The sequence below is a fragment of the Actinomadura fibrosa genome, assembly GCF_900659615.1.
Lineage (GTDB): Bacteria > Actinomycetota > Actinomycetes > Streptosporangiales > Streptosporangiaceae > Spirillospora > Spirillospora fibrosa.
In genome coordinates this window covers 20,433-30,845 of sequence record NZ_CAACUY010000095.1, presented here as the reverse complement: position 1 = coordinate 30,845, position 10,413 = coordinate 20,433, and the positions used below count along the sequence as shown (strand labels likewise).

The 10,413-nt window shown below is 74.9% G+C and carries 7 protein-coding genes; 1 reads left to right on the top strand and 6 read right to left on the bottom strand.

The window, feature by feature from the left end:
* Window positions 1–706, top strand: a 706-nt coding sequence (locus E1300_RS27240) for an ATP-grasp domain-containing protein (protein WP_131759930.1), incomplete at its 5' end; no start/stop codon positions are given.
* 111 nt (window positions 707–817) lie between these two features.
* Here E1300_RS27240 and E1300_RS53530 read toward each other — a convergent pair.
* The 6 genes from E1300_RS53530 to E1300_RS27215 form a co-directional block, all read right to left on the bottom strand.
* A complete protein-coding gene (locus E1300_RS53530) occupies window positions 818–952 on the bottom strand; it encodes a hypothetical protein (protein ID WP_278045390.1) in 135 nt (44 codons plus the stop codon).
* Between the two features lie 38 nt (window positions 953–990).
* The gene (locus tag E1300_RS27235) at window positions 991–1,953 is read right to left on the bottom strand and encodes a CgnE/CgnB domain-containing protein (protein WP_131759929.1); all 963 of its coding nucleotides are present in this window, start codon (window positions 1,951–1,953) and stop codon (window positions 991–993) included.
* 135 nt (window positions 1,954–2,088) lie between these two features.
* Window positions 2,089–2,940 carry an ABC transporter permease gene (locus E1300_RS27230; protein ID WP_207399977.1) on the bottom strand — a complete coding sequence of 284 codons (852 nt, stop codon included), beginning with the start codon at window positions 2,938–2,940 and terminating at the stop codon, window positions 2,089–2,091.
* Between the two features lie 32 nt (window positions 2,941–2,972).
* Window positions 2,973–3,764, bottom strand: a complete 792-nt coding sequence (locus E1300_RS27225; protein ID WP_131759927.1) for a thioesterase II family protein — start codon at window positions 3,762–3,764, stop codon at window positions 2,973–2,975.
* A complete protein-coding gene (locus E1300_RS27220) occupies window positions 3,757–4,758 on the bottom strand; it encodes an LLM class flavin-dependent oxidoreductase (RefSeq protein WP_131759926.1) in 1,002 nt (333 codons plus the stop codon). Before E1300_RS27220 ends, E1300_RS27225 begins: the two co-directional genes overlap by 8 nt.
* Before the next feature lie 11 nt (window positions 4,759–4,769).
* On the bottom strand, window positions 4,770–10,409 hold the full coding sequence (locus E1300_RS27215) for a type I polyketide synthase (protein ID WP_165503027.1): 5,640 nt from the start codon (window positions 10,407–10,409) through the stop codon (window positions 4,770–4,772).
* Window positions 10,410–10,413 lie beyond the last annotated feature (4 nt).

Genomic DNA, 10,413 nt, shown 5'->3' with positions numbered 1-10,413 from the left:
CGCCGCGCGCGGCGCCGCCGCGGCGGGCCCCGCCTCCTTCGACTCCCCCGTCCAGGTCGAGGAGTTCGCGGCCGGGGAGGAGATCAGCGTGGACGCCGTCGTCCACCGCGGCCGGACGCAGCCGCTCTTCCTCGCGCGCAAGAGCGTCGGCTACGCGCCGTGGTTCGCGGAGGTCGGCCACCGCGTCGACGCGGCCGATCCGCTCCTCGGCGACCAGCAGGTCATGCAGGTGCTGCACGCGGCCCACGCCGCGATCGGCCTCCGCGACGGCACCACCCACACCGAGATGCGCCTCACCCCGCGCGGGCCGAAGGTGATCGAGATCAACGCACGGCTCGGCGGCGACCTGATCACGCTGCTGGGACGGTACGCGACGGGCCTCGACGCGGGGCTGATCGCGGCGGACGCGGCCTGCGGCCGGGCCCCGGTCCTCGCACCCGACCGCAAGGCGGTCGCGGGGGTCCGGTTCCTGCACCCGCCCGCGGACCGGCTGACCGTCGGCTCGCTCGGCTTCGACGCGGCCGCGCTGCCCCCGTCCGTCGTCCGGACGGAGCTCCTCGTGGAGCCGGGCGCGACGGTGTCCACGCCGGCCGCGGACATGGCGAACGGGCGGCTCGCCGTCGCGGTCGCCGTCGCCGGCACCGCCGGGGAGTGCGAGGCCGCGCTGGACGCCGCCGAGGCGGCACTGCGGCTGGAGACCGCCTGACCGGCCCGCGGGCTGGAACGGCCCGCGGGCTGGAACGGCCCGCGGGCTGGAACGGCTCGCCGGACGGGTGGCCGTCCGTCCGCACGGACGGCCACCCTCGGTGCGGCCGGATCAGATCTTCGCGTAGCTGTACTGGATCGTCGCCGCCTTGACCGGGTCGTCCGACTCCAGGCGCTCGGCGTCGCCGACGAGGTGCTCCTCGTCGTCGAGCGACCATGACTGCTCTCTGATGCTCAGTTCGCGCATTCCTTCATCACCTCCTTTCTCCGCGCTTTTTTCGCACATCACTGCGGCTGTACCGCACGGCTTTCCCCGAACCGGTGCCCGCTTTCGGCGACGATGAAGTCCACGTGGGCCCCGGTGATGCCTTCTCCGAAACCGAGGTGGACCGGGCCGGCGCCTTCGTTGAGCTGGGAATTGCGCGTCCAGTCCACGCGCGGGAGCAGGTCCATGTTGGTGCCGATGCCGAGTTCGAGGACGTGCAGGCCGTAGTCGGGATTGGTGACCTCGCGGAGCGCGTCGGTGAAGTCCTCGCCGCCCGCCTCGGCGGTGGTGAGGACACCGGCGTCGAGGCGCAGCGTGACCGGCCCGCGGGCGGCGAGCTCGGCGCGGAGCTCGTGCGCCCGGGCGATCCGCGCGGCCCCCGCCTCCGTCACGCGCGCGTCCTTCGCCACCAGCACGCCGGCGGCCACGGCGGTGCCGTCGATCGTGAAGGCGCCGTGCCAGTCCGAGGAGGAGGGGGCGGTGAGGGAGAACTCGCAGTAGCTCCCGACGCTGATCCACCCGCCGACGCCGATCTCCTCGCCGTACCAGGCGTCGGCGGACAGCCGGTCGGCGAGGACGCACTCCAGGCTGGTGCCGGAGCCCTCGAAGACGAGCGGCCCCGGCTCGTCGGAGATGGCGCGCACCCAGTACCGGTTCCAGTCGCAGGCCTTGCGGTAGTCGGTGTGCCGCGTGAGCTCCAGGGTGTACGCGGCGGCCTCCGGCGAGGGGTCGAAGCTGGCCACCGGGACGAGCAGCACCCGCAGCCTGCGGAACCGCCGCCGGATCTCGCGGCTGACGAGGTTCCGGCAGAGGAAGAGGACGACGGCGGCGCCGTCCGGCAGGTCGTCCACCCGGTCGAGCCGGACCGTTCTCAGCCCGCGCTCCTCGGCGTATCCGGCCAGATCCTCGTCGTCGGTGACGACGAAGACGTCACCGGCCGGAAATATCTGCTGGAGATTCGCCGCCGGATTCTCGGAGTCCATGCCGTTCCTCCATTTCAGTCAATTCGCGATATAGCGGAATCGTAGCGAGGCCGCCGCGATAGCGACAATCTCCATTGGCGCTACTCCGGAAAGGGACGAACAAAAGCTGACTGACCGGAGCCGGCGCGCACCGGGTCAGTGCTGGGAGATGCTCCCGTCATTTCTCAGCCGCCGCTCGGCGGAGGCGAACAGGTACCGGCCGCACGCCAGGTAGGCGGCGGAGGACGAGGCGAGGGCGGCGAACTCGGCGGTCGGCGGCAGGAACGTGTCCGCGCCGAGCGCGAGGTGCCGGGCGAGGTCGATCGCCCAGGTCGTGGGAATGAGGTAGGCGATCGGCTGGAGGACGCCGGAGACGACCGCGATGGGGAAGGTCACGCCCGCGAGCACGGAGACGAGGTAGCCGACGTTGTCGGTGATGCCCATGGCCTGCCGCCACCGCAGCACCAGCGCCGCGCTCATCAGCCCCTGCCCGGCCAAGCCCGGCAGGAGCACGGCCAGCACCGGCAGGGCCAGCAGGCCGTCCAGCCCGTACTCCGCGCCGAACAGGAGCGCGGAGAGCCCGATGACGGCCGTTCCGGAGACCAGGGCCAGCGCCGTCATCCCGGCCATGGACCCGAGCACGAGGGAGCCCGGGCGGACCGGCATCGTCCAGGTCAGCTCCAGGGTCCCCGTGCTCCGCTCCCCGGTGACGGCCTGGGCCGGGCCGGCCAGGACCGTGCTGGTGAGGAGCGCCCCCGCCATGCCGATCGCGAGCCAGCCGCCCGAGTCGGCGGTTCCGGTCAGCGCGCCGATGCCCGCCGACCGTCCGCGGACGAGGAACGCCGAGCCGAGCAGCAGCACCGGCAGGACGAGCTGGTACAGCGGCATCAGCAGCAGGGTGTTGAGCAGGGTCAGCGGGTGGCGGCGCATGAGGCGCGCCTCCTTGCGCATCACGGCGGCGAACGCGCGCAGGTGGAGCCCCATGCCCGCGTCCGCCAAGCCGGGCACGGGCGGTGCGGGAGAGGGGGCCGGGGCGGCCGTCATGGGACGCCCGCCCCGGCCAGCCGGTCCCTGATGAGGCGGAGGACGTGGTCGCGCGCCGGTCCGAGGAAGAAGTGGGGGCCGCCGAGCAGGCGGATCTCGGCTCCGGCGCTGGTGTAGGACGCCCACCCGTCGAACACGCTCGGCGGGACGGCCCGGTCGTCGAGCCCGCCGAGGACGGACAGCGGGCACGCCAGCGGCGGCTCCGGCCGGTACCGGTGCCGCTCCACGAGGGCGAAGTCCGCGCGCAGCCGGGGCAGGAAGACCTCCCTGAGCGCGGGGTCGCGCAGCATCTCGGAGTCCTCGTCGTAGACGCGGAGCCTCTCGACGAACAGCGGGGTCGGCAGGTTCCAGCGCGGCGACTCCGGGTCCGGCCTGTTGGGCGGCCGGCAGCCGGACAGGAACAGCCGCTCCGGGCCGGGCAGGCCGCGCCGCCGGGCCTCGTACGCCAGCTCCAGCGCGACGGCGGCGCCCATGCTGTGGCCGAACACCGCGTACGGCGCCGTCCGGAGGGCCGGGCCGAACGCGGTGGCCAGCGCCGCGACCAGGGCGGACAGGTCCTCGTACTGCGGCTCGTCGAACCGGTTCTCCCGGCCGGGGAGCTGCACCGGCCACACCTCGATGCCGTCGTGGGCGAGCGCCGGGACCCAGCCGCGGTAGGCCGCCGCCCCGCCCCCGGCGTGCGGCAGGCACAGCAGCCGCAGCCGCGGCGCCGCCATGGGGCGCGCGTACGCGGTCCACAGCGGCGGCGGGCCGCCCGGCCCGGCCGCGGGTCCGGTGCCGTCAGCCAACGGAGACCGCCTTGACGAAGCGGGCGAACGCGTCGGCACCGTCGATCTGCAGGACGCCGGAGCCGAGGGCCGCCGCGATGACCGGTGTGCAGCCGGCCTCCCGGTAGGCGGCGAGCCGCGCCGCCGCGTCGTCCGCGTCGCCCACGATGACCAGGTCGTCGATCATCGCGCGGTCGATGTCGCCGGCCGCGAGCCGCTCCCGGTGGCCGCTCGCCTCCATGATGTGCCGGTACGCCGGCATCATCGCGTAGCGGGTGATCATCACTTCGAGGCCGGCGTAGGCGTCCGGATGGTCGTCGGCGAGGTAGGCGGAGACGATGGCGTAGACGGGGAGGGTCGCGGGGTCCCGCCCGATCTCCGCGCACGCCTCGCGGACGACCGGCAGGACGTGCTCCGCGACGTACCGGGGCGGCGCCAGCCAGAGCAGCAGCCCGTCGGCCTGCTCGACGGCGAGCCGGATCATCCCCGGACGTACCGCGCCCAGGAACACGGGGATGTCGGGTCCCTCGGGAGTCTCGTTCGAGGCGTGCGCGGAGTAGTGCTCGCCGGCGAAGTCGACGCGCCCGTCGCGCAGGTAGGACCGGAGCACGCTCAGGTACTCGCGCGTCGCCGCGAGCGGCGGGGACGGCGGGAGGCCGAGGACGAACTCGTTGACGAACGGGTGGCCGGCGCCGACGCCCAGCGTGAACCGGCCGCCGGACATCGCGGCCAGCCCGGTCGCCAGCTGCCCCATCGCCACCGGATGGCGGGCGGTGACGGGCAGCACGGCGGTCCCGACGGTCATCCGCTCGGTCGCGGCGAGGCAGGCGGCGGCCACCACCCCGGCGTCGTGGACGCCGGGCATCTGGTCCAGCCAGAGCCGTTCGAGGCCGACGTCCTCCGCGAGGCGGACCCGATCCATGATCGTGGCCGTCGAGTCGGTGCCGGGGCCGAGCAGGAGGGGCGCCGGGCCTGGCGCCGTCTGGAGGTCGTGCCCGGCGGGGTGGACGGTCATCTGTCGCTCCTTCAGTTCGTTCGGGCTCCGGCGAGCTCCTGCTCGACCAGGTCCGCGAGCGTGCGCACGGTCGGCCGCCGGAACAGCCGGGCCACCGTGATCTCCACGTTGAGCTCCTGCCGGATCCGCCAGGCGAGCTGGACGGCCATCAGCGAGTTGCCGCCCAGCTCCGCGAAGTCGTCGTCCAGGCCGATCCGCCGGATGCCGAACGCCTCCGTCCAGTAGCCGGCGATCTGCTTCTGCCGCGGCGTCTCGGGCTCGGCGTAGGGGGTGTCCAGCGGCCGCTCGCCGCCGGTGGCCGCGCCGAGCCCCGTCTCGATCTTGCCGATCTCCTCCTCCAGGACGTCCCCGGTGAGGGCCCGGACGCGCCGGAGGCCGGCCTCCAGCCCCTCCGGCGAGACCACCAGGTGGGGCGCGGCCCAGCCGTGCATCATGCCGCGCAGCACCCGCATGCCGCTGACCGCGTCGAGGAGGTGGCTGGGCCGGTGGTCGACGGCCCCGGTCCCGCCGCCGGCGTCCTCCGCGGTCGTGTTCCCGGCCGCCGCTCCGAGGCCCGGGCCCGGCGCCGGCTCCCCCGTGGCGGCGTAGATGTCGTCGGGGTCCATGCGCCGCAGCGCGTACTCCTCGATCGCCACCACCTCGGTGCCGTCGGGGGCCATGAGCGACAGGTCGGCGGCGGCGATCTCGCCCTCGCCGTCGTCGAGCTCGCGGTACTGGACGTGCACGACCGTCGGCAGCGGCCGCCGGATCACGATCCGGCGGTAGCCGAACGGGAGGTACTTGAACCCCTTGTCCAGCCCCTTGAGGACGCGGGCGTTGGACACGGCGTCGTCGAACAGCCCCGGGTGCAGGACGTACTGCCCGCATTCGTCCCGGAACTCCTCGGGCAGCACGACGAGGCCGTACTGGCGCCGGTGCCCGGCGGCGATCTGCTTGACGTTGTACCAGTGCGGCCCCATCTCGACGACGCTCCGCGAGACGAATCCGGGCTCCGGCTCGAAGCTCAGGTCCGTGCACTCGGCCTTCGCCGCCGCGATGTCGAGGACCGGCGGGGGCGTCGCGGGGACGAGCCGGCCGTGCGCGCGGATGTGCTCGGCCCAGTCGGGCCTCGCCTCGGCGGCGTCCGCCGCCCGGACCGTGATGTCGAACCCGTCGCCGGCCCTCTTCAGCACCACGCGGAGTTCCCGCTCGGCGGGGACGGCGACCGGTCCGGTGAAGAGCACGTCGCTGAGCTCCACGTTCATGGCGTCGTCCGGGCCGGCGTGCCCGCCGGTCCCGGTGCCGAGCTCGCGGGCCACGGCGGCGCGCATCATCTCCAGGCCGGCGGAGCCGGGCAGGACCGGGACGCCGCGGATGCGGTGGTCGGTCAGCACCCAGTGCGAGTCGGGCCCGAGGACGGTCGAGTAGAAGACGTCCCCGTCCTGGTCGGCGATCCGGCGGCTCAGCAGCGGATGGTCGACGGGTTCGGAGCGCTGCCCCTGGCGCAGTTCCCGGAACACCTCCGGCGTGACGCGCGCGGCGTCCACGGCCATGCCCGCGCCGCGCCAGGCCGTCCAGCTGATCGACATCACCCGCTCGCCGAGCGCCGACCGGCGGCGGGCGAAGGCGTCCATGAAGTTGTTTGCGGCGCAGTAGTCCACGAGCCCGAAGTCGCCGACGACGGAGGAGATCGAGGAGAACAGGACCATGAAGTCGGTCCGGTCCCCGAGGAGCCGGTGCAGGGCCAGCGTGCCCGCGACCTTCGGGGCGAGGACGCGCTCGGCGTCCTCCCTCGCGCGGACGGACAGCATCCCGCCGCCCGCCACGCCCGCGAGGTGGAACACGCCGTCGACCCGCCCGTAGCGGTCCACGGCCTCGCCGACGACCGCGGCCAGCGCGGCCTCGTCCGTCACGTCGCAGGCGCGGATGATGATCTCCGCGCCCGCCGACTCCAGCGCGGCGAGCCGTTCCAGGCGCTCCCGCAGTCCCTCCCGGGCGCCCTCGCCGGCGCCCTCGCCCGCGATGATCGCGCCCCACTCCGCGCGGGCCGGCAGCCCGGAGCGGCCGATCAGGACGAGCCTGGCCCGGCAGGTCCGGAACAGGTCCTCGGCCAGCATCAGCCCGATGCCGCCGAGCCCGCCGGTGACCAGGTAGGCGCCGCCCTCGCGCAGCACGGCGGGCGGCTCCTCCGGGGTCTCCACCGGTACGCCCGCGAACGACCACGCCCAGCGCTTCAGGCCGCGCCAGGCGACCTGCTCGTCACCGGCCTCGGCGAGCGCCTCGCGCAGCAGCAGCCCGGCCAGCGCCTCGGGCGGCAGCATGCTCGGGGCGGTGAGGTCGACGCTGCGGCAGTCGATGCCGCCGAGCTCCCGGGTGATCAGAAGGCTCGGCCCGAGCAGCAGGGCCTTGGCGGGCTCGATCGGCTCCCCGCCGGACACCTCCTGCATGTTGGTGGTGACTGCGAGGATCCGCACCGGCCGCTCGGGCGCCTGCATGTCCAGCGCCTGCGCGAGGTGCAGCAGCGAGTAGAAGCCGTGCTCCGCCACCGCGGCGACCACGTCGTCGTCCAGCGCGGCGGGCTCGGCGGGGGTGGCCGTCCAGCCGTGGACGACGTGGGTCGGCAGGGCCTCCCGGCCGAGGATCTCCAGGACGGCCTCGTAGTCGCCGCGGTCGCCCGCCCGGACCGTGAACTCCTCCGGGCCGGACCGCGCGAACTCATCCCCGGGCACGAGCGTCGTCACCTGCGCCGCGGACTCGGCGAGCAGCGCGGCGAGGGCGGCGACCGGCCCGCCGCCCGGCGACAGCACCAGCCAGCGGGAGTCCGGCGGGACCTCCGCGGGCCCGGGCGGCAGCGGCCGCTCCTCCCAGATCGCCTTGAACACGGCCTCCTCGACCGGCAGCGGCCCGTCGTCGGAGTCGGCGCCCGCGGGCCGCGCCCCCGGTTCCTCCGGGTCCGGTTCGAGCCAGAACCGCTGCCGCTCGTACGGGTAGGCGGGGAGCGGGGTCCGGCGGGCCCCGTCCGGGTGCGGCCAGTCCACCGCGACGCCGGCCGCCCACAGCCGGCCGAGGGCCTCCAGCGCGACCGCCTCGTCGTCCCCCTCCGAGAGCGGGTGCCGCATCGTGCCGATGCCCGGGGTGCGCGCGCCGTCCGGCATCTGGCGGACGAACGTGGTGAGCGTCCTGCCGGGGCCGGTCTCCAGCAGCGCCCGCCCGCCGGACCCGGTCAGCGCCGCCAGGCAGTCGGCGAACCGCACGGTGCCGCGCAGGTGCTCGGCCCAGTAGCCGGGGTCGGTCGCCTGCTCGGACGTGATCCAGGTCCCGGTGACGTTGGACAGGAAGGGCACCGACGGCTCGCGCATCGCGACCGCCGCCACCCGCGCGCGGAAGGGCTCCAGGATCGGGTCCATCATGCCGGTGTGGAAGGCGTGCGAGGTGGTCAGCCGCTGGCAGCGCACCCCCCACGGGGCGAGGTTCTTCTCGAAGTCCTCGACCGCCTGCCACGGGCCGGCGACGACCGTCACGCCGGGGCTGTTGACGGCCGCGACGTCCACGCCGCCGAACAGCATCGGCCGCACCAGCCGCTCGGGCAGCGGGACCGCGAGCATCCCGCCGGGCGGCATGCCCTGCATCAGCTCCCCGCGCGCGGCGACGAGGGCGAGGGCGTCCTCCAGCGCGAAGACGCCGGCGCGGCAGGCGGCGGTGTACTCGCCGACGCTGTGGCCCAGCATCGCCTCGGGGACGACGCCCCAGTGCTCGTAGAGCGCGGCGAGGGCGTACTCGACGACGAACAGCGCGGGCTGGGCGAACCTTGTCTGGCTCAGCACCTCCGACGGGGTGCGCGCGTCCAGGTCGACGTCGCTCCCGGCCGGGTCCTCGGACGCCGCGTCGCCAGGAGGCGCTTCGGCGTCCGGATAGAGCAGGTCGCGCAGGTCCGTCCCGCCGAGGTGCGGGAGCAGCAGCTCGCAGCACCGGTCGACCTCGCGGCGGAAGACCTCCTGCGTCCGGTAGAGCCCGCGCCCCATCCCCGGGTACTGGGAGCCCTGCCCGGGGAAGAGCAGGGCGACGCCGCGGCCCGATCCCGGCGCGGCCGGCGGTGCGGCGGCGGAGTCGCGGACGGCCTCCAGCGCCTCGGCGGCCTCCTCCGCCGACGCCGCCGTCACGGCCCGCCGGTACGGCAGCTCCCGGCGGCCGCGCTGGAGGGTGAGGGCGACGTCGTCGAGCGCGATGCCGGGACGGGCCCTGAGGTGCTCGGCGAGGCGGCCCGCCGCGGTCCGCAGGGCCGCGGGGGTCCGTGCGGACAGCGGCAGCACGCGCCGCCCGGACGAGCGTCCGCGGACCCCGTCGCCCGGCGGGCGTTCGGCGAGGTGGGCGGGGGGCCGTTCGAGCACGATGTGGGCGTTGGTCCCGCCGATCCCGAACGAGCTGACGCCGGCGCGGCGGCGCCCCTCCCAGGCGGTGACCTCGGTCGCCACCCGGAACGGGCTCGTGTCGAAGTCGATGTCGGGGTTCGGGGTCTCGAAGTGCAGGGTCGGCGGGATCAGTCCCGTCTCGACCGCCAGGCACGCCTTGATGATCCCGGCCGCGCCCGCCGCGGCGCCGAGGTGCCCGACGTTGGGCTTCACCGACCCGATCACGCAGTACCGGTCGGCGGCGGCGCCCGCCGCGCGGAACGCGTTGGTGAGCGCCGTCACCTCGATGGGGTCGCCGACGAGCGTCCCCGTCCCGTGCGCCTCGACATAGCCGATCGTCTCCGGCCCGACCTCCGCGACCGCGAGCGTCTCCAGCACGAGCCGGGTCTGGCCCTCGACGCCCGGCGCGGTGAACCCCGCGCGGGCCGCGCCGTCGTTGTTGACCGCCGATCCCCGGATCACCGCGTGCACGTGGTCGCCGTCGGCGGCGGCCTCGTCCAGCCGCTTGAGGGCCAGCACCCCGACCCCGGTGCCGAAGACCGTCCCGGACGCCGCGGCGTCGAACGCCCGCACATGGCCGTCGGCGGAGGCGATCCCGCCGTCCATCCGCCAGTGGCCGCGGCCGTACGGCAGCCGCACGTCCACCGCGCCGGCGAGCGCCATGTCGCACTCCCCGAGGCGGAGCGCCTGGCATGCCAGGTGGATCGCAACGAGCGCCGTGGAGCACGCCGTCTGGACGGTGACGCTCGGTCCCTGGAGGCCCAGGTGGTAGGAGACCGAGGTGGCCAGGTAGTCGGGGTCGGTCGCGGTGGCCGCGCCGACGCCGCCGGCCGCCCGCATGGCCTCGTCGTTGCGCCGGACGTGCTCGGGGCCGTAGACGTACTGGCCGCCGCCGCCGAACACGCCGACCGTGCCGCCGTACCGGCCGGCGTCGTAGCCCGCGTCGTCGAGCGCGGTGTGGCAGGCCTCCAGGAACAGCCGGCCCTGCGGGTCGCGCAGCTGGGCCTCGCGGGCGGTGAGGCCGAAGAAGGCGGCGTCGAAGCCCTCCATGTCCTCGATCATCGGGCAGGCCTTGACGTAGGCGGGGTCGGCGATCGCGGACTCGGAGACGCCGCGTGCGCGCAGGTCGTCGTCGCTCAGGAAGCTGATGGACTCGACGCCGTTCACCAGGTTGTCCCAGTACTCCCCCACGTCGCCCGCCCCGGGGAACCGGCAGGCCATCCCGACGATCGCTATGTCGTTGTCCCGGATCTCGGCGTCCACGGGC